Origin of the sequence: Nocardioides pollutisoli (assembly GCF_040045055.1) — a bacterium.
Classification (GTDB): Bacteria; Actinomycetota; Actinomycetes; order Propionibacteriales; family Nocardioidaceae; genus Nocardioides; species Nocardioides tweenelious.
The window spans coordinates 2184630-2206408 of the sequence record NZ_JBDZDU010000001.1 but is presented as its reverse complement, the minus strand read 5'-3'; the positions used below and the strand labels follow the sequence as shown (position 1 = coordinate 2206408).

The 21779-nt window shown below is 71.7% G+C and carries 18 protein-coding genes and 3 tRNA genes; 11 read left to right on the top strand and 10 right to left on the bottom strand.

Annotated features, from left to right (window positions below; genetic code table 11):
- Positions 1-215: 215 nt before the first annotated feature.
- Genes ABLE68_RS10710 through ABLE68_RS10700 form a run of 3 tightly spaced genes read left to right on the top strand, consistent with a single transcriptional unit; the run spans position 216 to position 1806 of the window.
- The gene (locus ABLE68_RS10710) at positions 216-1064 is read left to right on the top strand and encodes an ATP-binding protein (RefSeq protein WP_348871307.1); all 849 of its coding nucleotides are present in this window, start codon (positions 216-218) and stop codon (positions 1062-1064) included.
- Entirely contained in the window at positions 1061-1483 is a 423-nt protein-coding gene (locus ABLE68_RS10705) for a fluoride efflux transporter FluC (RefSeq protein ID WP_348871306.1), read from the top strand. Before ABLE68_RS10710 ends, ABLE68_RS10705 begins: the two co-directional genes overlap by 4 nt.
- Complete coding sequence (locus ABLE68_RS10700) at positions 1480-1806, top strand: fluoride efflux transporter FluC (RefSeq protein WP_348871305.1); 327 nt, start codon at positions 1480-1482, stop codon at positions 1804-1806. Before ABLE68_RS10705 ends, ABLE68_RS10700 begins: the two co-directional genes overlap by 4 nt.
- A gap of 63 nt (positions 1807-1869) precedes the next feature.
- Here the strand turns inward: ABLE68_RS10700 and ABLE68_RS10695 are convergent, their stop codons facing one another.
- The 3 genes from ABLE68_RS10695 to ABLE68_RS10685 all read right to left on the bottom strand — a co-directional run bounded on the left by ABLE68_RS10695 (position 1870) and on the right by ABLE68_RS10685 (position 2570).
- Positions 1870-2223: a metallopeptidase family protein gene (locus ABLE68_RS10695; RefSeq protein WP_348871304.1), complete on the bottom strand. Its 354-nt coding sequence runs from the start codon at positions 2221-2223 to the stop codon at positions 1870-1872.
- Between the two features lie 94 nt (positions 2224-2317).
- A tRNA-Asp gene (locus ABLE68_RS10690) sits at positions 2318-2394 on the bottom strand.
- A gap of 100 nt (positions 2395-2494) precedes the next feature.
- Positions 2495-2570: transfer RNA gene (locus tag ABLE68_RS10685), tRNA-Glu, on the bottom strand.
- Between the two features lie 107 nt (positions 2571-2677).
- Here ABLE68_RS10685 and ABLE68_RS10680 point away from each other — a divergent pair.
- The 3 genes from ABLE68_RS10680 (at position 2678) to ABLE68_RS10670 (ending at position 4716) form a co-directional block, all read left to right on the top strand.
- Positions 2678-2751: transfer RNA gene (locus ABLE68_RS10680), tRNA-Phe, on the top strand.
- Positions 2752-2830: 79 nt separating this feature from the next.
- Positions 2831-3226: a hypothetical protein gene (locus ABLE68_RS10675; RefSeq protein WP_348871303.1), complete on the top strand. Its 396-nt coding sequence runs from the start codon at positions 2831-2833 to the stop codon at positions 3224-3226.
- A complete protein-coding gene (locus tag ABLE68_RS10670; RefSeq protein WP_348871302.1) occupies positions 3223-4716 on the top strand; it encodes a class I adenylate-forming enzyme family protein in 1494 nt (497 codons plus the stop codon). Before ABLE68_RS10675 ends, ABLE68_RS10670 begins: the two co-directional genes overlap by 4 nt.
- Here ABLE68_RS10670 and ABLE68_RS10665 read toward each other — a convergent pair whose 3' ends face one another.
- Both ABLE68_RS10665 and ABLE68_RS10660 read right to left on the bottom strand, forming a co-directional pair.
- Positions 4717-5100 (bottom strand): hypothetical protein, encoded by a 384-nt coding sequence (locus ABLE68_RS10665; RefSeq protein ID WP_348871301.1) that lies wholly within the window; start codon positions 5098-5100, stop codon positions 4717-4719. It lies immediately after the preceding gene.
- A 38-nt stretch (positions 5101-5138) separates the two neighbouring features.
- Positions 5139-7418 (bottom strand): DUF6351 family protein, encoded by a 2280-nt coding sequence (locus tag ABLE68_RS10660; protein ID WP_348871300.1) that lies wholly within the window; start codon positions 7416-7418, stop codon positions 5139-5141.
- An 82-nt stretch (positions 7419-7500) separates the two neighbouring features.
- Between ABLE68_RS10660 and ABLE68_RS10655 the strand changes: the two genes are divergently transcribed.
- From ABLE68_RS10655 to ABLE68_RS10640, 4 genes are all read left to right on the top strand, one after another.
- Positions 7501-8376 (top strand): GmrSD restriction endonuclease domain-containing protein, encoded by an 876-nt coding sequence (locus tag ABLE68_RS10655; protein ID WP_348871299.1) that lies wholly within the window; start codon positions 7501-7503, stop codon positions 8374-8376.
- 80 nt (positions 8377-8456) lie between these two features.
- Positions 8457-11648, top strand: a complete 3192-nt coding sequence (locus ABLE68_RS10650) for a response regulator (RefSeq protein ID WP_348871298.1) — start codon at positions 8457-8459, stop codon at positions 11646-11648.
- Entirely contained in the window at positions 11648-12871 is a 1224-nt protein-coding gene (locus ABLE68_RS10645) for a hypothetical protein (protein ID WP_348871297.1), read from the top strand. The genes ABLE68_RS10650 and ABLE68_RS10645 overlap by 1 nt, the downstream gene beginning before the upstream one ends.
- Before the next feature lie 85 nt (positions 12872-12956).
- Entirely contained in the window at positions 12957-14033 is a 1077-nt protein-coding gene (locus ABLE68_RS10640; protein WP_348871296.1) for a Glu/Leu/Phe/Val family dehydrogenase, read from the top strand.
- A gap of 62 nt (positions 14034-14095) precedes the next feature.
- Here ABLE68_RS10640 and ABLE68_RS10635 read toward each other — a convergent pair whose 3' ends face one another.
- From ABLE68_RS10635 to purF, 3 genes are all read right to left on the bottom strand, one after another.
- A complete protein-coding gene (locus ABLE68_RS10635; RefSeq protein WP_348871295.1) occupies positions 14096-14275 on the bottom strand; it encodes a DUF3073 domain-containing protein in 180 nt (59 codons plus the stop codon).
- 141 nt (positions 14276-14416) lie between these two features.
- Complete coding sequence (purM, locus tag ABLE68_RS10630; protein WP_348871294.1) at positions 14417-15481, bottom strand: phosphoribosylformylglycinamidine cyclo-ligase; 1065 nt, start codon at positions 15479-15481, stop codon at positions 14417-14419.
- Positions 15482-15508: 27 nt separating this feature from the next.
- A complete protein-coding gene (gene purF / locus ABLE68_RS10625; RefSeq protein ID WP_348871293.1) occupies positions 15509-17053 on the bottom strand; it encodes an amidophosphoribosyltransferase in 1545 nt (514 codons plus the stop codon).
- Positions 17054-17174: 121 nt separating this feature from the next.
- Between purF and ABLE68_RS10620 the strand changes: the two genes are divergently transcribed.
- Positions 17175-18950: a sensor histidine kinase gene (locus ABLE68_RS10620; protein ID WP_348871292.1), complete on the top strand. Its 1776-nt coding sequence runs from the start codon at positions 17175-17177 to the stop codon at positions 18948-18950.
- Positions 18951-18954: 4 nt separating this feature from the next.
- On the opposite strand, the gene ABLE68_RS10615 is transcribed toward ABLE68_RS10620, so the two are convergent.
- Entirely contained in the window at positions 18955-19431 is a 477-nt protein-coding gene (locus ABLE68_RS10615; protein WP_348871291.1) for a (2Fe-2S)-binding protein, read from the bottom strand.
- Between the two features lie 9 nt (positions 19432-19440).
- On the bottom strand, positions 19441-21750 hold the full coding sequence (locus ABLE68_RS10610) for a molybdopterin cofactor-binding domain-containing protein (protein ID WP_348871290.1): 2310 nt from the start codon (positions 21748-21750) through the stop codon (positions 19441-19443).
- Between the last annotated feature and the right edge of the window lie 29 nt (positions 21751-21779).

Sequence of the window (21779 nt, the reverse complement as noted above, 5' to 3'; positions counted from 1 at the left end):
GGCGCCTCGTCGAGCGAGGTCGTCTGGACCGCCCCGATCCCACCGGCGCGGCGAGGTTTCGTGCCGAAATACCGCGGGTAACAACGCCACAATGGCTTTGCCCTGAGCAAATATTCGTCGTGGAGATCACCGTGCCGCTGAACAGGCCAGCCCTGTCCCTGGGCTCGGGTCCTCGTGGTGTGCAAGATGCACGCCGCTGGGTCGTCGACACCTGCGTGGACATCGGTCGACAGGACCTCGTCGAGTGCGCCGAGCTGGGCGTCTCCGAGCTGGTGACCAACGCGCTGCTCCACGCGGCGCCCCCGCTGTCCGTGCGCGTGCGCGGCACCCGCGAGCACCCGCGCGTGGAGGTCCGCGACGGCTCGGGCGACCTCCCGTTGCTGCCGTCGGCCGACCCCCAGGGCGAGGACGACCTGCTGCTCACCTTCGGCCGCGGCCTCGGCATCGTGGCCCGCTGCTCGTCGGCCTGGGGCGTCGACCTCGACGAGGACGGCAAGACCGTCTGGTTCGTCCCGGCCGTCGAGGCCGGCGGCGACGCCGTCGAGGGCGTGATCACGGGCGCGCTGACCCAGGCCAACCCACCGCAGCCGTCGCCCGACGAGATCAGCATCGACATCCTCGGCGTACCCCTCCGGTCCTTCATCGAGTTCCAGCGCCACTACCGCGAGCTGCGCCGCGAGGTGCGGCTGCTGGCCCTGGCCCACGAGGCCGACTACCCGCTGGCCAAGGACCTCTCGGACCTCTTCGGGTCCCTCGACCGCGACCTGCGCGAGGGCATCGGCGCCGACCAGATCGAGCAGGCGCTGGGCTCCGGCGCGGCGACGGCGGACCTCCACGTCGCCATGGCGCGACCGACCGCTGCCGCCATCGGCCGCTTCGTCGAGCTCCTCGAGCTCGCGGACGCCTTCTGTCGCGAGGAGAGGTTGCTGTCCCTGGCCAGGACGCCGGAGCAGCAGCGGTTCCAGCGCTGGTTCCTCAGTGAGTTCGTCAGCCAGGAGCGCGGCGCGGCTCCCGTGGCGTGGCAGGATGCGCCCGTGTCGAGGCAGCAGAGCAGCGTGTCGTGACCGCTGGCTCACCCCCCGCGCGCCTGGTGGCCGCGGTGGCGGCCGGTGGTGCGCTCGGGGCCCTGGCCCGGTGGGCGCTGACCGAGGCCTTCCCCGCGCACGGCGGCGACTTCCCGTGGTCGACGTTCGGGATCAACGTGGTCGGCTCGTTCACGCTCGCCCTGCTTCCGGCCTTCCTGGTCGTACGCCGCAACCGCACGCTGACCGTCTTCCTCGGGCCGGGCGTCCTCGGTGGCTTCACGACGCTGTCGGCCTACTCGGAGCAGACCCGGGCGCTGCTCGCCGGCGGACACGGCGCGGTCGCCGGTCTCTACCTGGTCGGCACGCTCGCGGCCTGCCTGCTCGCCGTACGCGCCGCCGACCACTGGTCGACCTCGCGCGAGCGCCGGGTCTTCGCGCACGAGGGCGGTGACGAGTGACGCCGCTGCTGGTGATGATCGGTGCCGCGGTCGGCGCCGGTCTCCGCTTCGAGGTCGCGAGCCGTCTCGACGGGCGCTTCCCGACCGGCACGTTCGTGGTCAACGTGGCCGGGTCGTTCCTGCTCGGGCTCCTCTCCGGGCTCGCGCTCGGGGCGCACCCGCTCGCCCTGCTCGGCACCGGCTTCTGCGGCGGCTTCACGACCTACTCCGCCTTCGCCGTGCAGACCCACGGCCTCGGCCGCCGGCTGGCGACGCTCTACGCCGCCGGGACGATCGCGGCCGCGCTGGCGGCGTGTGCGATCGGGTTTGCGCTTGCGGGTTGATCGCGAGCTCAGTCGCGGTCGCTGCTCGACCACCGTCGATCCGATCCGCTGCCGCGTCCCGGATCAGGCATAACCCAGGTCGTGCAGGCGCGCGTCGTCGATCCCGAAGTGGTGGGCGATCTCGTGGACCACGGTGATCCGGACCTCCTCGACCAGCTGCTCCTCGCTGTCGCAGAAGTCGAGCAGCGGGTTGCGGAAGATGAAGATCCGGTCGGGGAGCTCCATCATCGGGTCGCCCCAGCGGTCGGTCAGCGCGATCCCGTCGTAGAGACCCAGCAGGTCGGGCTCACCCGCGGGCGGCTCGTCCTCGACCAGCACCGCGACGTTGTGGACCAGCGCGGTGATCTCGTCGGGGATGTCGTCCAGCGCGCGGTCGACGAGGGCCTCGAAGTCCGCACGCCCCATCTCGATCGGCATGCCGTCATTGTGCTGGATCGGTGGTGGCCCGGAGCGTGTGCCGACAGGCCCCGAAATGCACGATGCCCCGGATCTCTCGATCCGGGGCATCTGGTGGCGACCCCGACGGGACTCGAACCCGCGGCCTCCGCCGTGACAGGGCGGCGCGCTAACCAACTGCGCTACGGGGCCAGGTGTGGTGCTGGTGCCTCACCGGTGGTGCGTGGTGAAGCGGTGGAACTCTAACCCACACACCGCGTCGACTCCCAATCGGGATGGTCTGTGCCGGTGGTGGCACCCCCAACGGGATTCGAACCCGTGCTACCGCCGTGAAAGGGCGGGGTCCTGGGCCGCTAGACGATGGGGGCCGGACGTGCTCGGAGAAGCATAGAGTCGAGGCTCACCGGGCTCCAAAAGACGCGGGACTCCCCGTTTTCGTGAGGCCCCGGAGGCTCCTGTAGGGTGTCCGTCGCTTGGCCAGGTAGCTCAGTTGGTACGAGCGATCGCCTGAAAAGTGATAGGTCGGCGGTTCGACCCCGCCCCTGGCCACAGGCATCGCAGGGTCACCTGCGGAAGAACGCCCCGTCGGGTCACCGACGGGGCGTTCTGCATCTGCGAGGGTTGAACCATGGTTCCCACCGACGCCGCGTCGAGGCGTGACTTCTCCCAGCAGCCACCGGTCGCCCGCGTGCTCGGCGTGGTCGTCGGGCCGGTGCTGCTCGGTGCGATCTCGGGCCTGCTGCTCGGCGTCTCGGCGCCGGCGTACTGGGTCGTGCAGGTGATCGCCTCGATCGGCGGGTTCCTGGGCGGCACCGAGCACATCGGCTGGCGACCGGGCCTGGTGCGCGGCGTCGTCGGCGGCGTTCTGTACGGCGCGACGATCCTGCTGGTGCGCGCGACCACCGGGTGGACCGACGAGGTGGACCTGGGCTCGACCCCGGCACTCCTGGTCGTCATCACCACCGTCCTCGGCCTGCTCCTCGGTGCCGCGGGTGGCGCCGTGCGCAGCCACCACACGCGATGAGCAACCTGGCCGGCGCCGTCTTCGCGCACGCCGCCGAGGACCCGACGCGGATCGCGGTCCGCACGGGCGAGACCGCCGTGTCGTACGGCGAGCTGCGCGACCTGGTGGCGTCGTACGCCGGGCAGGTGGTCGCCGCAGGCGTCCGACCCGGGGACCGGGTGCTGCTGATCGCGCCGACGGTGCCCGAGTTCGTCGCGGCCTACTACGGGCTGCACGCGGCCGGGGCGGTGCTGATCACGATGAACGTGATGGCGACCGCGCCGGAGATCGGCTACGTCATCGACGACGCCGGGGTGTCGCTCGTGGTGGCGTGGCACGCGAGCGCGACCGCCGCGACAGCGGCGGCCGAGGAGCGCGGCGTGCCGGCCTGGAACCTCGGTCCGCTCGCCACCCTGCCGACCGGCGGCGGGATCGTCGCGCCGGTCGACCGCGCCGACGACGAGACCGCGATCATCATCTACACCTCAGGGACGACCGGCCGGCCCAAGGGCGCCGAGCTCGGCGTCGGGGGGATCTTCGCGCTGGTCGAGGCGGCGCGGGAGCGTCTGGCGTTCGACCCGGCGACCGACCGCGCGGGCACCGCGCTTCCCCTCTTCCATGTCTACGGGCAGCTGATCGTGCTGCACATCTCGGTCTCGCTCGGTGCCCCGGTCTCGCTGCTGCACCCGTTCGACCCGAGCCGGATGCTGGCGATGATCCGCGACGACCGGCTCACGATCGTCTCCGGCGTGCCGGCCATGTGGAACGCGATGCTCCACGCCCCCGGCGACTGGAGTGCCGACGACTTCGCCCAGCTCCGGCTCGCCTCCTCGGGCGGGGCATCGCTGCCGGCGGAGTCGATCCGGGCCTTCCAGGACCGCTTCGGCGTACGGATCCGCGAGGGCTACGGCCTGAGCGAGACCTCGGGCTGGGCGACCTCGACGCCCCACGACCAGACCCCGAAGATCGGGTCCGTCGGCCGTGCGGTCCCGGGCATGCGGCTCGAGGTCCGCGACCCGTCGGGCCGACCGGTGCCGACCGGCGAGGTCGGCGAGGTGTGGGTGAGTGGCCCGATCGTGATGAAGGGCTACTGGAACCGGCCCGAGGCGACGGCCGAGGCGATCCAGGACGGGTGGCTGCGCACCGGCGACCTCGGCACCCTCGACGAGGACGGCGACCTGCGGATCGTCGACCGGCTCAAGGAGCTGATCATCCGCGGCGGCTACAACGTCTATCCCCGCGAGGTCGAGGAGGTGCTCTACGAGCACCCCGACATCGTCGAGGCGGCCGTCATCGGTGTCGCGGACCCGACGTACGGCGAGGAGGTCGCGGCTGTGGTGGTCCTCCGACCCGGCGCCGAGCTCGGCGTCGACGAGCTGCGCGCGTGGGCGAAGGCGCGGCTGAGCGCCTACAAGGTGCCGCACCTCGTCCAGTTCGTGCCGGCGCTGCCGAAGGGACCCTCGGGCAAGATCCTCAAGCGGGCGATCGACCGCGAGCAGCTCCGCGGCTGATCAGGCGGTGCGCTCGTGGGGGACGTCGACCCGCGGGATGCCGCCGAGCCCGAGCCGGTAGCGGACGTGCTCGGCGTACTGCTCGAGCGTGCGCCACAGCGTCTGGTGGGCGGCCCAGGGCAACGGCTCGGCTCCGTCGTACCAGCTCTCGCCGAAGGCGATCCACACCGGCGTCCAGCCGGCGGCGTCGTCCCAGGCACCCCGCCGCGCCATGAGCAGCCGGCGCCGGATCTGGAAGGCCGCGCGCGGTCCGTCCTCGTAGACCGACGACGTCGCGACCGGCCAGACCCAGAGGTCGAGCGGCATCAGGTCGAGCTCGAGCTCGCGCAGCACGGACGGTGCGACCAGGACGGTCGCGACGTTCTCGTGCGGCTCGCGGCGCATGGCGGCACGCTACCTGCGAGGTCGCAGCAGGAGAAGCCTTACTTCCTCAGCATCGGGGCGAAGACGGGACCGAGCAGGCCGCCGGCGGAGTGAGCGGGGACGGCGGGCAGGTTGCGACCGCCGTACGCGACCCCGCCACCGGGTGCGTCGTAGCGCAGCCAGGTCTGGGCCGGGCCCTGGCCGATGCCGGGCTCGTCCCAGTCGCAGACACCGGTCGGGAAGGTGTCCTGGAGGCTGGCCCACTCGGCGTCGGTGAAGGGCACGAGCAGGAAGTCGAAGTCGGCCTTGTCGAGCGGACGGAGCCGGCAGGCGACCGTGTCGTTGGCGAGCGGTCCGCCGGCCTCCTGGCGGGGCGTGCTGAGCCGGGTCTGGAGGACCTGCAGCTGCTGCTGGTCGCAGACCTGGGCGAGCTGGTCGACCACGCAGCGGTCGGTGACGTCGTCGGGACGGTCGCCGGCGATCTTGGCGGACAACGGCTTCGAGGAGCCGTCCTTCTCGACCGCGGAGAGCCACTCGTCCATCTTGGTCAGCGCCTCGTTGGCCCAGTTCGGGTCGCCGATCAGCGGGGTCGGGCCGAACCACATCACGCGGTTGTCGGTGTTGCCCTGGTCGGCCATCAGCCGCTCCTGGGTCCAGAAGGCGTGGGCGTAGTCGTGGGCGAGACCCGGGTCCGGGCCCCCGTGGTTGATCATCGCGACCTCGTCGAGGTGGTTGGCCTCGTCGATGAGCCCGGTGCGGTAGGCGTTCGCGATCGAGGCGGGGTCGCCCTGGATCCGGTCGGTCGTGGGCTGCGAGTCGACGTCGAGGCCACCGACCTTCTGGTTGAGGTCGACGAACTGGGCCGTCGTGATGGTGCCCGCCTTCAGCGCGGAGAGCCCGTAGAGGACACCGGTGTTGGAGAAGGGCAGCCCGCCGAAGCCGTGGCCCGCCGCCTTCTCCTGGGGCGTCCAGACGGACTTCGGGCGCGGGCCGAGCTGGTTGACCAGGAGGTCGAGCACCGAGCAGCGCACGCCGCCCGGGTTGATCTCGGAGTCGTAGCGGGTGGTCGGATCACCGGCCACCGGGTCGGTGGTGCCGGGGCAGGCGTTCTCCGGGTTGAGGGCGGCCTTGAAGAGGCCCTCGTCGGCGACCACGGCGTTGAGGTGGGAGACGTGTCCCTCGACCTGGGCCATCTGCGTCGGCAGCCAGGCCACGCCCGGCGCCCAGCGGGTCGGGTCCTCGAAGTAGAGCCGGAGCATGTGGTAGTCCGCGAACTGCGCACCGGCCGTGAACGTGTCGGGGTAGGAGCAGCTGGTGATCAGGCCCTGGTAGATCCCCGGGTAGGCGTTGGCCACGGTGTGCTGCGCGATCGAGCCGCCGGAGCAGCCGGTGCCGATGGTGTAGCGGAGCTCGCCGTACCTCTCGACGAGGCGCTCCTTGGCCATCAGCACGGACTCGGCGTTGAGGGCGACGCTGCAGTTGTGGCCGGTGTTGTCGAGCGCCGTCGAGAGGGTCGCGAAGCCGAGACCCAGAGCGGTGACGTAGCTCGGCGTGACGGCCGGGACGTCCTCGAGGGTGCCGGAGTAGTCGGCGGTCGGCGGCGTGCCGGGGGTGTACGACGCACCGCAGCCGCCACCGTGGGTGACGAGGAGCTTGTGGTTCCACTGCTGCTGCGGAGCCCAGGCCCGCCAGGGCTTGCCGGGCTGGAAGAGCGTCTGGATCGTGTAGCGGTCGCGGTCCTGGAAGCCCTGCTCCCGGCGGACGATGAACGGCACCTCGACACCCTGGTCCGTGGTCGTCGTCGCGACGTCGGTCGGCGGGTCGGCCGGGTCGTAGGGCTGGAGCCCGGGCTTCGTCGGGTCGGTGGACCTGTAGAGGAAGTCGTACGTCGGCGCCTCGTTGCACTGCGCGTCGGTCGCGGTGTCCTGGCAGCGGTAGTGCCGGGTCTGCGGGCCGGAGAAGAGCGGGCCGCCGTTGGGGTGGTCGGTGACCACGACCCGGTCGCCCTTCGCGCCCTTCGCCGTCGCCCGGACGACGTTGCGGCCGACCTCGAGGCCACGCACCAGGCCTAGGAACTGGCCGTCCTCGCGGACCGCGAACCGCCTCGTGACGTCGCGGTCGCCGACGGTCACGCGGACGTCGGCGGGCCGGACACCCTGCGGGACCCGGACCGCGACGAGAGCGTCGCCCGCAGACACCAGGTCGGCCCGGTTCGAGAGGACCTCGACGGTGAGGTGACCGGGCCGACCAGGCGAAGCGGTCGCGGTCGGACCGACCGGCGTGGTGGCCAGCAGCGGGGCCACCAGGACGAGGAGGAGTACGACGAGTCGCGAGCGCATGCACCGTCAACGACGGACGGTGGCGGTCGTCACGTCGGGCGGGTTTCACCGATCCGGCGCGTGCGCTGGGATCCTGGAGGTGATGACCACGAAACGCGGCGGTGCGATGCCCCGCCTGGTTGCCGCCGCCACGGCTCTCGCCGCCGTGGCCGCCGCCGTGGCCGCCGCCCTCACCGTCGCCGCGGCACCGTCGTCTGCCGCGGCCTCGCCCGGCCGAGCGACCGTGTCCAAGTCGCTGGCGGCCGCGGTCCGCGGACTTCCCGTGTCGTCCGAGAGCGCAGCGGGCTACGACCGCGACCTGTTCCGGCACTGGGTCGACGCGGACGGCGACTGCCGTGACACCCGCGACGAGGTCCTCGCGGCGGAGTCGCGGACCCGCGTCAGTGGCTGTGACATCACGACCGGGACGTGGTTCTCCTACTACGACCACGAGACCTGGGCCTCCTCGTCCGACGTCGACATCGACCACCTGGTGCCACTCAAGGAGGCGTGGGACTCCGGCGCCAAGCACTGGGACGCCACCACCCGTGAGCGCTACGCCAACGACCTGGGAGATCCGCGCACCCTGGTGGCCGTCACCGACAACGTCAACCAGTCCAAGAGCGACCAGGACGTCGCGGACTGGCTGCCGAAGTTCAACCACTGCCGCTACGTCACCGAGTGGACGGCGGTGAAGGTGCGCTGGCACCTGAACGTCGACCGCCGTGAGAAGCAGGCCCTCACCAGGCTTGCCGCCCACTGTCCCGGCAAGCAGGTCCGGGTCACGACGGCCACCGTCGTCCGGGGTGGCTCGAGCGGCGGCAGCGGCGGCAGCGGAACCGGCGGTGGTGGCACCGACCCTCGGTTCAGCTACTGCTACCAGGCGATCGCCGCGGGATACGGCCCCTACTACCGCGGCCGGGACCCGGAGTACGCGTGGTACGAGGACGCCGATCACGACGGGATCGTCTGCGAGTAGCCGCTCAGGTCAGGCGTCTGCGGGCTGCCGCTTCGAGCCATCATTCCGTCCGGCCGGTCCCGCGAGGCATGATCGAGGGCATGACCCCGGGGGAGGAGCGTGCTGCCGTCGATCCTGACCTCGTCAGGCGCCTCTTCGCATCGGTCCCCGACGGTCTCTGGATGTTCGACGACGACGGCGTCACGACCTTCGCGAACGAGCGGATGGCCCAGATCGTGGGCCGCACCCTCGACGAGATGCAGGGTCTGCCCGTCATCGACCTCCTCGACGAGCAGGGCGCCGCTCAGTTCCGCGCCCACCTCGCCCGGCTGGCTGCCGGCTCGGAGGGCGAGGACAACGTCGAGACCCGCTTCTCGCGACCCGACGGCCCGCCCGCGTGGGCCCTGGTGAGCTACGCCCCGGTGCTCGACGACGACGGGAACCGGCTGGGCTGGCTGCACCGCGTGACGTCGTACACCGACCGCAAGCAGCTGGTGGAGACGCTCCTCGAGCGCGAGCACCAGCTCGCCGCAGCGCAGCGGATCGCCCACATCGGCAGCTGGGCCTGGGACGTCGCCTCGGACCGGATCGAGTGGTCCGACGAGCTCTACCGGATCTTCGGCGTCGAGCTGGGCACCCCGGTGACCTACGCGTCGTACATCGAGATGATCCACCCCGACGACCGGCACCGTGCCGAGGCGTCTGCGAGCGCGGACGTCGACGAGTACTCCTTCGACCACCGGGTGGTCCGGCCGGACGGCTCGCTGCGCTGGGTGCGCGGGCGCGGCGTGGTCGACCGGGCGCCGGACGGCACGGCGGTCCGGATGAGCGGCACCGTCCAGGACATCACGGACCTGGTCACCGCCGACGACATCGCCGCCGAGGCGACGCGTCGGCTCGCACTGCTGCAGCAGATGGCGATGGCCGCCAACCGCGCCACCTCCCTCCGCGAGGCCGTGCAGATCGCCGGGATGGGGGTCCCCGAGCACACCTCCTGGAACGCCGTGTGCGCCTACCTCTACGTCGACCACGACCAGGTCGAGGAGCTCGACCTGGGGGGTACGGCGCTCGCCGACCCGGACCCGGATCTCGCCGCGCGAGCCCGGGTGGCCGCCGAGGTGGTGGTCGGCCGGCCGTCGCGTCGGGCCGAGACCCACAGCCTGGTCGCCCTGCCCGTGCTGGTGGACGGTGCCGTCACCTGCGTGATCGAGCTGCTCGCCGACGAGATCCCGCCGGACGACAACTCCTACTGGCTGATGGACCAGATCGCCAACCAGCTCTCGGTGGTCGGCGATCGCGAGCGCAGCGCGGCGCAGCTGGCCGAGGCGCGCGACGACGCGATGGAGGCGTCGCGGCTCAAGTCGGAGTTCCTGGCGACGATGTCGCACGAGATCCGGACCCCGATGAACGGCGTCATCGGCCTGACCGACCTGCTCCAGCGCACCCAGCTCGACGAGCACCAGCGCCGGCTCACCGAGAACCTGCAGGGCGCCGGGATGACCCTGCTCGGGATCATCAACGACATCCTCGACCTGTCGAAGATCGAGGCCGGCAAGCTCGAGCTCGAGTCGGCTGACTTCGACGTCCGCGCGGTCTTCGACCAGGTCGCCTCGGTGCTCAGCGGGCCGGCCCACGACAAGGGTCTGGAGCTCGTGGTCGCCTGCCAGCCCGACGTGCCCGTGCAGCTGCGTGGCGACCCGGTGCGCTTCGGCCAGATCGTCACCAACCTCGGCTCGAACGCCGTGAAGTTCACCGACCACGGCGAGGTGGTCATCGAGGCCCGGGTCGAGCGACAGACCCCTCACGACGTCGTGCTCCGGGTGGACGTGACCGACACCGGCGTCGGCATCGACCCCGAGGAGCGGGACCGACTCTTCGAGGCCTTCACGCAGGCCGACCCGTCGACCACCCGCCGCCACGGCGGCACCGGCCTCGGTCTGGCGATCTCGCGGCAGCTCGTCGACGCGATGAACGGCGACCTCTGGGTGACCAGCGAGACCGGCGTCGGCAGCACCTTCTCCTTCACCGCGCAGCTGGGCCGGGTCGCCGGTGCGGCCACGCGCTCGTTCGACGCTCCCCAGGTCCTGCGCGGGCGCCGGGTCCTGGTGGTCGACGACAACGCCACCAACCGCTACGTCGTCGAGGCCCAGCTCGCGGCCTGGCAGGTGCGACCGGTCTCGGTCGGCTCGGCCCCCGAGGCCCTGGCCACCCTGCGCGAGGCCGTGCGCTCGCGGCAGCCGTTCGACGTGGTGCTCCTCGACCTGGTGATGCCCGGAGTCGACGGGCTGGAGCTCGCCCGCCAGGTGCGCGCCGACCCGGCGCTGGCCGGCACCGAGATGCTCCTGCTCAGCTCGGACCAGACGATCTCGCGCCAGCTGATCGCCAACGCCGGCATCCACGCCACGCTGAGCAAGCCGGTGCGCGAGGCGGAGCTCCACAACGCCCTGCTCGGGCTGCTCAGTCCCCCGACCCCCGACCCGAGGGGCGCGCCGACACCGGGGGGTGAGGGCCTGGACGTGCGAGTGCTCGTCGTCGAGGACAACCCGGTCAACCAGATCGTCGCGACCGGGCTCCTCGAGAGTCTCGGCTGCACCGCCGACGTGGTCGTCGACGGCATCGAGGCGGTCGAGCGGCTCACCGGGGCGCACGGCTACGACGTGGTGCTCATGGACTGCCGGATGCCGCGGCTCGACGGGTTCGACGCGACCCGGCAGGTGCGCCAGCAGGAGCCGCCCGGCACGCACGTCCCGATCATCGCGATGACGGCGTCGGCGCTCGAGGGCGAGCGGGAGCGCTGCCTCGCGGCCGGGATGGACGACTACCTCACCAAGCCCGTGGACGCCGCCGAGCTCGAGGCGGCCGTGCGGGAGTGGGCGCACGTGCCCGCCTCGGCTGCACCGGCCGCCCCGACTCCCCCGCCTGAGGCACCCACCGAGCACGACGGCGTGCTCGACCCCGACCGGATCCGGATGCTCGACGGGCTTGTCAAGGACGGCACGTCGTTCTTCCAGCGGACCGCCGCGTCGTTCATGGGTCGCGTCGGCAGCCAGATCGCCGCGATCCGCGAGGCGATCGACGAGGGCAGCGCCAACGACCTGCTCACCTCGGCCCACCAGCTCAAGGGCAGCGCCCTCAACCTGGGACTGCCGCGGGTCGCGGCCGCCTCGGCGCGGTTGGAGGCGCTCGGGATCGCCGGCCGCACCGACGGCACCGCTCCCCTGCTCGACGACCTGGTCCGCGAGGTCGACGTCGCGGTCGCGGCCCTCCAGCAGGCCACCGCCGGGCGCGAGTAGTGCTCCCCCGCTTCGAGGTCGTCGGCCGCCGACGACCGGTCGACCTGGTCGTCCCGGATGCCGGACCGTACGTCGCGCCGTACGTCGCGGCGACGGGACCGGCGACGCCGGGATCGCTGACGCTCACCTCGGGGACCGACCGGTTGGTGGGTCGCTGGGACGGCGACGCCGCCTGGCTCGAGGTGACGTCGGGGGGCCGGACCACGCTGCACCGGTCGCGGCGCTTCGGGCGGGCGGACGTCGCCGTCGACGAGATCGGCCTGACCCTGACCGGCGTGCACCTGACGGTGCTCACGAGGAGCGACGGGGTCTGGACCGCTCGCGGCCGGGTGGACCTGCGCGACCGTCTCGACCCCCACGACGAGGCGTGGCTCGCGGCGCTGTCGGTCGACGCCCCGGTCGCGGGCCGGTTCGGCCAGCTCGGCCTGCGCGACGTACGCGCCGTCGACGGCGTCCCCGGCGGCCGCGTCATCCTCTCGGCGACCAGTGCCGGGCCGGGGTTCTTCGACACCGCGCACACCTCGTTGTGGGAGCTGGACCCGACGACGCTCGGGCTGACCCACCTCTCCGACCTCTTCTTCCTGCGGCCGGACCGGCCCGGACGGTACGGCGACCACGCGACCCACGTGCTCCGGGACGGCGACGACTGGCTGGTGGCGACGAGCACGTGGGGGGACTTCGAGCGGAAGCGACCCCGGATCGGCGTGACCCTGGCGCGCACCGACGCCGACCTGCTGAGCGGCGTGCACCTGCTCGAGACCCGCCCGCTGCCGCTCCCGACCGACGGGCTGCGCTCCGTCGGGGTGTGGGACCCGCACCTGGTGCGGACCGACGACGGGTGGCTGGTCGGCTTCGTGAGCGCGACGAAGTTCTTCCGCTTCCACCCGGCGCTCGCGGGCGGCCCGACGCTCGACGACCTGACCCTCCGGGGCGCTGCGCGCCGGCTGACGCAGTGCGAGGGCACCACGCTGGCCCGCCTCGACGGCGCCTGGCGGGTGCTCGCCAGCGACAAGCGGGCCGCGAGCTATCCCGTCTTCGACCTCGAGATGCGGCAGATCGGCGCCCTCGATGCGCCGTACCCCACCAACATCCCGTGGCCGACGCTCCTGCCGGACGGCGACTCCTGGCTGCTGGTCGGCTTCAACGGGCGGCCGTACGGCGGGCCGCTGCCCGGCTACGGCACCCACGGTGAGCTCGTGCTGATGCGGCCTACTACCGTGTGAGTTAGGACACGCGCCATCCCTGCGTGCCCGGCCCCGTCAGACGCCACACCACCCCGTGGCAGACCCGCAGAAAGCAGGACCATCCATGTCCGACGTATTCGATCTCGGTTCCGAGCACGAGCAGGTCGTCTTCGCGAACGACCCGGCCACCGGACTGCGCGCGATCATCGCGATCCACTCCACGGCCCTCGGCCCGGCCCTCGGTGGGACCCGCTTCCACCCCTACGCCTCGACCGCCGACGCCGTGCGCGACGTGCTCAACCTCTCCCGCGGCATGTCCTACAAGGCCGCCCTCGCCGGCCTCGACCTCGGCGGCGGCAAGGCCGTGATCATCGGCGACCCGGCGTCGCTGAAGTCGGAGCCGCTGCTGCGTGCCTACGGACGCCACGTGCAGTCGCTGGGCGGTCGCTACTACACCGCCTGCGACGTCGGCACCTTCTCCGCCGACATGGACGACATCGCCCGCGAGTGCTCGTTCGTCACCGGCCGCACGGTCGCGCACGGCGGCGCCGGCGACAGCTCGGTGCTCACGGCGTACGGCGTCTTCCAGGGCATGCGGGCCGCGGCGTCCGTCGCCTGGGGCTCCACCTCGCTCGAGGGTCGCACCGTGGGGGTGGCCGGGGTCGGCAAGGTCGGCGCCCACCTGGTGCGTCACCTGGTCGCGGACGGCGCCTCGGTGGTGGTGACCGACGTCTACGAGCCCGCGGTCGCGCGGGTGCTGGACGCGCACCCGGGTGTCCGGGTCGTGGCGTCCGAGGCAGAGCTGGTCGCGTCGCCGCTCGACGTCTACGCGCCGTGCGCGCTCGGTGGCGCGCTCACCGACGAGGTCGTCGAGGTGCTCTCGGCGCGGATCGTCTGCGGCGCCGCCAACAACCAGCTCGCGCACCCCGGCATCGAGAAGGTGCTCGAGGAGCGCGGCATCCTCTACGCGCCCGACTACTGCGTCAACGCCGGCGGCCTGATCCAGGTGGCCGACGAGCTCGAGGGCTTCTCCTTCGAGCGCGCGCAGCAACGCGCATCGGGCATCTTCGACACCACGCTCCGCGTGCTGGAGCTCGCTGCGTCGGACGGCGTACCGCCCGCGATCGCCGCCGACCGGCTCGCCGAACGGCGGATGCGGGAGGTCGGTCGCCTCCGCGGGGTGTGGCTGCCGCAGGGGTGAGATGACGCGGCGGGTTTCCCCGGGTGACCGGGGAAACCTGCGTCAGCTGCGGAGGGGGTGCGTCAGTCTCGACGGGAGTCGGAGTAGTCCGACCACTTCTCGAGCTCTTCGGGCGGGACCTCGTCCTCGCCCTTGGAGCCGTGCAGCTCACTGGCGAGTGCACCGAAGTCCGTCTCGTGAGTCTGGTACTTCAGGTCGCGAGCGACCTTCGTCTGCTTGGCTTTCGCTCGGCCGCGCCCCATAGGGTCAGCCCCCTCGCACGCTCGGCCGGGGCACAGTGGCACCCGGGCTGGTCTCAAAGAGTTCTCGTGACCCCAACGCTACCTGCTGGGCGGCTGTTCCCGCACATCGGTTCACGCGATTCGGACGGAATCGGCGGAAAGTCACCAGCCGGCGTGCTGGCCGACCAGCTCGACAGCACCGCCGCGGTCGGTCGCGGGAGTCACCTCACCGGCGACCCAGGCGCGGACGCCGTGCTGTGCGAGGACCCCGATCGCGGTGTCGACGTCCTCGGGGTCGGTGAGGGCGACCATGCCGACTCCGCAGTTCAGCGTCATCTCGAGGTCGGGCTGGGGCACGTCGCCCACGCGGCGTACGAGGTCGAAGATCGGCTGCGGGGTCCACGTGGTGCGGTCGATCGTCACCGCGAGCTCGACGGGCAGGACCCGCTCGAGGTTGGCCGCGAGGCCGCCGCCGGTGACGTGGGACATCGCGTGGGTGCGGGTCCGGTCGGCGAGGTCGAGACAGGCCTTCGCGTAGATCCGGGTCGGCTCGAGCAGCTCCTCGCCGAGGGTGCGGCCGAGCTCGTCGACGTGGGCCTCCAGCGACATGCCGGCCTTGGCGAGCAGGACGTGGCGCACCAGGGAGTAGCCGTTGGAGTGCAGGCCCGAGGCCTCCATCGCGATGACCACGTCACCGGGGCGGACCCGACCGGGGCCGAGCAGCCTGTCGGCCTCGACCACGCCGGTCGTCGCGCCGGCGACGTCGTACTCGTCGGGAGCGAGCAGCCCCGGGTGCTCGGCCGTCTCGCCGCCGATGAGCGCGCAGCCGGCGAGCACGCAGCCCTCGGCGATGCCCTTGACGATGGCGGCGATCTTCTCCGGCTCGACCCGCCCGGTGGCGATGTAGTCGGTCATGAAGAGCGGCTCGGCTCCGCAGACGACCAGGTCGTCGACGACCATGCCGACGAGGTCGTGGCCGATCGTGTCGTGGATGTCCATGGCCTGGGCGATCGCGACCTTGGTCCCGACGCCGTCGGTCGAGGTCGCGAGCAGCGGTCGCGTGTAGCGGGTCAGCGCCGAGGCGTCGAAGAGGCCCGCAAAGCCGCCGAGACCCCCGATCACCTCGGGGCGTCGCGACTTCTCGATCCAGCCCTTCATCAGCTCGATCGCCGTGTCGGCGGCCTGGATGTTGACGCCGGCCTCGGCGTACGCGTTGGACTCGGTCACGACAGCTCCTGGGCGGGTTCGATCAGATCAGGGGTTGTTCAGGACGGGGAGCGCCTTGCCGTACGTCGGCGCCTGGATCGAGGACTCCAGCAGGTGCTTGCCGAGCAGGCTCTCGTCGGGCAGCGCGATCGGGTACTCACCGGTGAAGCAGGCGGTGCAGAGCGTCTCGCGGCTCTGCTTGGTCGCGTCGATCATCCCGTCGAGGGAGATGTAGCCCAGCGTGTCGGCGCCGACGCTGGCCGCGATCTCCTCGGGGGTGAGCCCGTTGGCGATCAGCTCCGCGCGAGTCGCGAAGTCGATGCCGTAGAAGCACGGCCACTTCACCGGCGGGCTGGAGATCCGGACGTGCACCTCGAGCGCACCGGCCTCGCGGAGCATCCGCACCTGGGCCCGCTGGGTGTTGCCCCGGACGATCGAGTCGTCGACGACGACGATCCGCTTGCCGCGGATCATGTGGTCGAGCGCGTTGAGCTTGAGCCGGATGCCGAGCTGGCGCAGGGTCTGGCTGGGCTGGATGAACGTGCGGCCGACGTAGGCGTTCTTGACGAAGCCCTGACCGAAGGGGATCCCGCTCTCCTCGGCGTAGCCGGCGGCCGCCGGGGTGCCGGACTCGGGGACCGGGATGACCAGGTCGGCGTCGACCGGGAACTCGCGGGCGAGCTGACGACCCATCTCGACGCGGGACTCGTGGACGCTGCGGCTGCTGATCGTCGCGTCGGGGCGGGCGAGGTAGACGTACTCGAACACGCAGCCCTTGGGCTTCGCCTCGGCGAACCGGTGGGAGCGCAGGCCGTTCTCGTCGATCACGATCATCTCGCCGGGCTCGACCTCGCGGACGACGCTCGCGCCGATCGTGGCGAGGGCGGCGTCCTCGGACGCGACCACCCAGCCGCGGTCGAGGCGGCCGAGCACGAGCGGGCGGATGCCCTGCGGGTCGCGGGCGGCGTACAGGGTGTTCTCGTTCATCCACACGAAGCAGAAGGCGCCCTGCAGGAGCGGCAGCACCTCGAGCGCCCGCTGCTCGAGCGAGGTGTCCGGGTGGTGTGCGAGCAGGGCGGTGACCAGGCCGGTGTCGTTGGTCGAGGTCTCCTGCGGGCGGGTGTGCAGCTCGAGCTCGTCGTCGGGACCGGGCAGGTCGACGACCATCTGGGCGAGCTCGGCGGTGTTGATCAGGTTGCCGTTGTGGCCGAGGGCGATCGACCCGTCGGCGGTCGGGCGGAACGTCGGCTGGGCGTTCTGCCAGGTGCTCGCACCGGTGGTCGAGTAGCGGCTGTGGCCGATCGCGAGGTGGCCGTTGAGCGACGCGAGCGTCGTCTCGTCGAAGACCTGGGAGACGAGGCCCATGTCCTTGTAGACCAGGATCTGGCGGCCGTTGCTCACGGCGATGCCGGCGGACTCCTGACCGCGGTGCTGCAGCGCGTAGAGCCCGAAGTAGGTCAGCTTGGCGACGTCCTCGCCCGGGGCCCAGACCCCGAAGACGCCGCAGGCGTCCTGCGGTCCCTGGTCGTGCGGGTCGAGCGCTGCGGTCAGCCTGCCGTCGCCACCCTTGCGGGGGCTGGATTCGAAGGGCACGACCCGAGTCTAGATGGGCGTGCGGACCTCGCCCATTCGCGACCGTATCGGCAGGGGTTGGCGGTCGTTGAGGGAGCAACACCCGTAGCATGAGCCTGAGCACGCAGAGAACCGAGGAACCATGCCTGGGGAGACCCCCCGCGACCAGCGACGACGTTCGTCCGAGGCTGCGACGCGCGCACCCCTGCAGCTGATCGCCGAAGGCATCACGCAGATGGCGGGATTCGGCATCGCGGCGATCAGCGCGGTCGGTGCCGACGGCAAGCTCGAGGTGATGGCCGTCGCAGGCAGCGACGCTGCGCGCGCGCAGCTCGAGGGCAGGCGCACCCCGGTCGACCGGCTCCTCAACGAGCTGGACAAGGCCGACGACTGGGGGCTGCTCCGGTTCGTCCCCCACGAGCGGCTCGACCCCGATGCCGGCGAGACCTGGGGGTGGGTCCCCGACATCGAGCCGATCGACGACACCGCGGACGCGTGGCATCCCCTCGACATGCTCATCGCGCCCCTGTACGACGACCAGGGCGTCCTTCGCGGCACGCTGGCGATCGACCTGCCCACCGACGGCCGCCGGCCCGGCGAGGCGCAACGCGCGGTCCTGAACCGCTACGCCGAGCAGGCGGGTCGCGAGGTCGTGACGACGCTCGAGCGCGAAGCGCTGGCCGAGCGGGTCCGGATGGCCGAGGCCGCCGGCCGCATCGTGCGCCAGGCGACCGCCCAGCTGAGCCTGGAGCGGATCGTCGCCGACAGCCGCGACGCACTCATCGAGGGTTTCCGGGCGATCGGCATGTGGCTGCAGACCTTCGACCGCGACGGCGCGTCCCCGAGCGGTGCGATCGTCTCGCCCGACGGGCACCAGATCGCCGTACCCGACATGCTCGTCGAGATCGCCGGTCGGGCCGCTGCCGTGCACTGGTCGGCCCAGCAGGCAGTGGTCATCGCACCCGACGAGCCCTTCTCGTCGGTGACCGAGGCCGAGGGCGCCCAGATCCTCGACTACCTCGCGAGCATCGGCGTCGGCTCGCTGCTCTTCGCGCCGCTCGGCGCCGGACCCGAGTGCCTGGGCTACCTGGCGCTCACCCGCGCGCCCGGGGATCCCGAGTGGAGCGAGGCGGAGGCGACGACCGCGCTCGACATCGGCCACGACATCGGTCGAGCGATCCTCAACGCTCGTATCTTCGAGCGCGAGCACCAGCTCGTCGGGGAGCTCCGCGAGCTCGACAACTACAAGAGCCAGCTGATCGCGACCGTCGCCCACGAGCTCAAGAACCCGCTCACCTCGGTGATGGGCCACCTCGAGATGCTCGAGTCGTCACCCGATTTCTCCGGCATGACCCTGAGCTCGCTGGGCGCGATGGACCGCGGGGCTCGGCGCATGGTCCGCGTCATCGACGACCTGCTGCTGCTCTCCAAGGTCGGCGACCCGGACAACCCGATCATCGCGGCGCCGGTCGACCTGCACCGCATCGTGGACGAGGTCGTCGACCTGACCACCGTGGCCGCCCAGCAGAAGGACATCACCGTGCTGGTCGAGGCGACCGGCGAGTCGGTCCTCGCCCTGGGCGACGCCGACGAGCTCGACCGGCTCTGCGCCAACCTGGTCAGCAACGCGGTGAAGTACACCCCCGAGGGCGGCACCGTCACGATCCGGGTGGAGCGCACCGATCGTGACGTCGTGCTCACCTGCTCCGACACCGGCATCGGGATCTCTCCGGAGGACCAGAGCAAGCTCGGCACCGAGTTCTTCCGGTCGTCGAACCCCGACGCCGTCGCGCAGCCCGGCACCGGCCTGGGGCTCGCGATCGTGCGTCGGATCGTCAAGCGACACGACGGCCGGCTCGAGATCGAGTCGGAGCTCGGCCGCGGCAGCACCTTCCGGGTGCAACTGCCCGCGGCCTGAGCTGTCACATCGCGGCGGCGCCCTGCGCGATCGCCTCGCGGATCCGGCTGTAGGTGCCGCAGCGACAGATGTTGCGGATCGTGTCCAGGTCCGCCTCGGTGACCGACCGGCCTTCGCGGCGTACCTTCCGCACCAGGGCCACCGCAGCCATGATCTGCCCGGGCTGGCAGTAGCCGCACTGCGCGACGTCCCGGTCGAGCCAGGCCTGCTGCATCGGGTGGAGGTCCTCGGCGACGGTATCCGCAAGGCCCTCGATCGTGGTGACCTCGTCGTCGGACGTCAGGTCACCGACCCGGACCGAGCAGGGGTTGAAGGCCTTGCCGTTGATGTGGGACGTGCAGGCCTTGCAGACGTTGATGCCGCAGCCGTACTTGGGCCCGGTCACGCCGAGCAGGTCGCGCAGCACCCAGAGGACGCGGACGTCGTCGTGGACGTCGACGGTCACGGGCTTGCCGTTGAGCAGGAAGGTCTGTCGGGGCATGTCCGTCTCCTAGTAGGTGAGCTTGAGCCCGTTGGTGGGCGACGGCGGGACGGGTGGGACGAACGGCTTCACCGGGAAGGAGAGCCGGCCGTGGTTGATGGGGAACCGGGTGGGTACGGCGCCCGTGGCCCGGGCGTAGGCGCACGCGACCGAGGCAGCTGACGCGGCGACCCCGGCCTCCCCCGCGCCGCCGGGCTGGTCGGAGTCGGACGGCAGGATGTGGCACTCGAACTCGGGCGGGATGTTCCACTGCCGCGTGTAGAAGTAGTTGTCCCAGCTCGCCTCGAGGAAGTGCCCGTCGCGCAGGTGCACGCTGCTGGTGAGGGTCAGCGCCAGCCCGTCGGAGAAGCCGCCCATCATCTGCGCCTCGAGCCCGCGGGGGTTGATCACCAGACCCGCGTCGACGGCGAAGACGGCCTTGGTGACGCGCGGTCCGGTGACCGCGTCGCGGACCTTGCGGCCGACGGTCTCCGGTCGGCAGTCGATCTCGACCAGGCAGGCGGTCGCGCCCTTGTACTCCTCGTGGATGGCGATGCCCTGCGCCGTGCCCGGCGGCATCGTCCGACCCCAGTCGCCCTCCTCCGCGACCTTCTCGAGGACCGCCCGCACCCGGTCGCTGCGGCAGAACTCCAGCCGGAACTCGAGGGGGTCCTTGCCCAGCCTCTTCGCCAGCATGTCGACGACGAGCTCGGCGGCCACCCGGGTGTCGGGCGAGTAGATGTTGCGCATGCTCCCGGTGTTGAACCGGGCGTCGGTCTCGTTGAGCAGCTGCGTGACCACGCCGAAGTCGTAGGGCAGCACCTGGGTGAGCTCGAAGATCGTCTCGCTGAAGCCCAGGCCACCGAGACCCGTCGGCAGCTCGTCGGCCATCGAGGTGATGATCTCGCCGAGGCCGTGGCTGAAGTCGGTGACGACGCTGGTGTTGCGCTGCTCGAAGGACAGCACCTGGCCGGCGAGCGTCGTGGCGCGGATCCGTGAGGTGACCATCGGGTGCAGCCGTCCCTGGCGGGGCTCGTCGGCCCGGTGCCACATCAGTCGGACCGCCTTGCCCATCGCCTGCGAGATCTTCGCCGCCTCGATCGCGGCGTCGCTGAAGAGCTTGTGCCCGAAGGAGCCGCCGCCGGTGATGACGTTGACCTTCACCCGGTCCGGGGACATGCCCAGCGCCTGGGCGATGTTCTCCTGCGCCAGGATCGGGACCTTGAGGCCGGCCCAGATCTCGGCGCTGTCGGCGCGTACGTCGGCCACCGCGCAGTTGGGCTCGAGCGCGGCGCTGGAGCGGAACATGAACTCGAAGCGCACGTCGAGCTGGTCTGCCAGGACCGGCACCTTCGGCACCGCCATCGGCAGCTCGGCGCCCTTGAGGCGGGCCAGGATCGTCTGGTCGGACTCACCCTCGACGCTGCCGGGCGCCCACGCGACGTCCATCGCCCGGATGGCGTCGATGCACTGCCCGAAGGTCTGGGCGCGTACGGCGATCCCGGTGTCGACCTTCGCGACGTCCTCGACCCCGGGCATCGCCAGGATCTGCGCCTTGTTGCGCAGCCGCTTGGGCGACCCGTTGAGCGTCGGCGGCCGGCAGACCATGGTCGGCAGGGCGCCCGGGACGTGGAGGTCCATCGCGAACTTCTTGCGGCCCGTCACGGCGAGGATCGCGTCGTCACGGTTGCGCGGCTGGCCGATCCGGGTGAACTCGGACCGGTCCTTCAGCTGCACCTGCACCTGCTTGGTGTCCGCACTGGCCGCCTTCTGCGCCAGCTCGCCGTAGGTCAGGGTGCGACCGTCGGGTGCCTCGACGACCCCCTCGTAGGTGCGCAGTCGCGTCACGGCGTACCCCAGCTCGACGGCGGCGGCGTCGAGCAGCGCGCCGCGGGCGATGGCGGCGGCGACGCGGATCGGGGTGTACGTCGAGACCGTGGTGTTGGAGCCGCCGGTGAGCTGGTTGAACACGAGCTCCGGCCGGGCCGGCGCCAGGGTGACGCGCACCTTCTCGACCGGGAGGTCGAGCTCCTCGGCCAGGATGATCGCGGTCGAGGTGGTGATGCCCTGGCCGACCTCCATCCGGGGCAGCTCGAAGGAGGCGGTGCCGTCTACGTCGATCCGGACCGTGATGAGCTGCGAGGTCGGCAGCGCGGCGTCGGTCTGGAGGTCCTCGAGGTCGTAGAGCTCGGCGGGCTGGCGTACGCCGGGGACCGCGACCGCGGGACTGGCGCCGACGGCCAGGTCGGCGGCGGCGACCAGCGTCGTACCCCCGATCACGTAGCCGAGGAAGGAGCGCCGGGCGATCCCGGCAGGGGTGGTGTCGAGATCGTGGGTCACGTCGGCCCAACGACGCGGAGTGACAACGG

Bases quoted from the DNA above. Each gene is read 5' to 3' on its own strand.
- ABLE68_RS10665 (WP_348871301.1), bottom strand. From the start codon at position 5,100: ATGCGCCGCGAGCCGCACGAGAACGTCGCGACCGTCCTGGTCGCACCG.
- ABLE68_RS10620 (WP_348871292.1), top strand. From the start codon at position 17,175: ATGCCTGGGGAGACCCCCCGCGACCAGCGACGACGTTCGTCCGAGGCT.
- ABLE68_RS10655 (WP_348871299.1), top strand. From the start codon at position 7,501: ATGACCACGAAACGCGGCGGTGCGATGCCCCGCCTGGTTGCCGCCGCC.
- ABLE68_RS10660 (WP_348871300.1), bottom strand. From the start codon at position 7,418: ATGCGCTCGCGACTCGTCGTACTCCTCCTCGTCCTGGTGGCCCCGCTG.
- ABLE68_RS10675 (WP_348871303.1), top strand. From the start codon at position 2,831: ATGGTTCCCACCGACGCCGCGTCGAGGCGTGACTTCTCCCAGCAGCCA.
- ABLE68_RS10615 (WP_348871291.1), bottom strand. From the start codon at position 19,431: ATGCCCCGACAGACCTTCCTGCTCAACGGCAAGCCCGTGACCGTCGAC.
- ABLE68_RS10640 (WP_348871296.1), top strand. From the start codon at position 12,957: ATGTCCGACGTATTCGATCTCGGTTCCGAGCACGAGCAGGTCGTCTTC.
- ABLE68_RS10635 (WP_348871295.1), bottom strand. From the start codon at position 14,275: ATGGGGCGCGGCCGAGCGAAAGCCAAGCAGACGAAGGTCGCTCGCGAC.
- ABLE68_RS10695 (WP_348871304.1), bottom strand. From the start codon at position 2,223: ATGCCGATCGAGATGGGGCGTGCGGACTTCGAGGCCCTCGTCGACCGC.
- ABLE68_RS10650 (WP_348871298.1), top strand. From the start codon at position 8,457: ATGACCCCGGGGGAGGAGCGTGCTGCCGTCGATCCTGACCTCGTCAGG.
- ABLE68_RS10670 (WP_348871302.1), top strand. From the start codon at position 3,223: ATGAGCAACCTGGCCGGCGCCGTCTTCGCGCACGCCGCCGAGGACCCG.